The 1288-nt window shown below is 52.2% G+C and carries 1 protein-coding gene; it reads left to right on the top strand.

What is annotated here, in order from left to right; all coding sequences use genetic code 11:
* Nucleotides 1-115 precede the first annotated feature (115 nt).
* On the top strand, nucleotides 116-1105 hold the full coding sequence (locus BLS08_RS25945; RefSeq protein ID WP_244155394.1) for a tetratricopeptide repeat protein: 990 nt from the start codon (nucleotides 116-118) through the stop codon (nucleotides 1103-1105).
* Nucleotides 1106-1288 lie beyond the last annotated feature (183 nt).

Below are 1288 nucleotides of genomic sequence, written 5' to 3'. Positions count from 1 at the left end.
TGCTCAAAAATTGAGCAGAAGCAGTTGAACACCTGGGTCAGTTTTCAGTCGGCAGAACAGCCTCTACTGGGTCAGTTTTCGGTCAGCGGCAACACGCTCTGAGGCGGACCGCGAATTGCTGGCGGACACCGAAGGAGCTGGCCTCGAACGTTTTTCGACTACAGGCAAGCCGCTACCAGTATTCGTGGCTTTCTTGATACCGGCGCTGGGGCTCGCGCTGTACCTGCATTTTGGCGCCAGCGACAAAGTCGAGCTGGTTCGTGAGTTCGCCCAGCCTCCCGGTTCACTCGCGCAAATGAACGACCGTCTGGAACGCGCGGTTAACGCCCAACCGGAGTCAGCTGAGAACGCTTATAACCTGGCCCAAAACTACATGGCTCAAGGGAGGCCCGACGATGCCGCTAGAATGTTCGAACGAACGGTGTCACTGGCCGGTCGCCGACCGGAGTTATTAGGCGAGTGGGCTAAAGCATTGTATTTCTCTAACAACAAAATGTGGTCTCCGCCAATCAAGGCGCTGACAGATGAAGCTTTAAATGGAAATCCGGGTGAGCTCCAGAGCTTGAGTCTCATAGGTCTGGCTGCGTTTGAAGAGCATCGTTACCAAGATGCTTTAAAATATTGGCATCACGCATTAGCAGAGATGGGTTCCGACCATCCGTCACACGCTGCTTTAGTACAGGCCATTGGAAAGGCAAGAAACGGTCTTTCAGCGGATGAAAAAAACAACAATTTGACGATTAACCATGTTGCTGGCTTGCCACCAACACCGCTCAAGGTACGGGTGGACATTTCCCCGGAAATTTTCGAAAAGGTCGCTTTGGATGACAGTGTGTTCGTTTTCGTACAGACGCTATCGGGCTCCAAGGTACCTCTCGCTACCATACGACTTAAGGTCTCAAGTCTGCCGGCCGAGGTGGAGTTTTCAGGCGCTGATGCAATAGTTACCAGCAACACCTTATCGCAGACAGCCGCGATTCAAGTGACTGCTAGGGTCTCTAGGGGAGGGAAGAGTAGGTCGGGGGAATGGTTGGGCCGAAGCTCGACGACATTAAATTCGAAGAGCGCTAGGCTGAAGCTTACGATCAACCTTCCGGATATCTGATCGACTGCACCGCAAAGTGCTGTTGCCAGGTACTGTAAAATAGAAGAGTGAGCACTTGATTTGCTGGTGCTTTCAAACAACGGTGTTGTTTTTTTAACAGCCGAACTGGAAAGGGAGGCTGAGCTGCTCAGTGATCACTTTATCCGTTGGCTGATTTACGCCGGCATGTTCGCTACAGGCACT

This window comes from Ectopseudomonas chengduensis, from assembly GCF_900102635.1.
Taxonomy (GTDB): Bacteria; Pseudomonadota; Gammaproteobacteria; order Pseudomonadales; family Pseudomonadaceae; genus Aquipseudomonas; species Aquipseudomonas chengduensis.
This window is presented reverse-complemented; position numbering and strand designations above follow the sequence as displayed.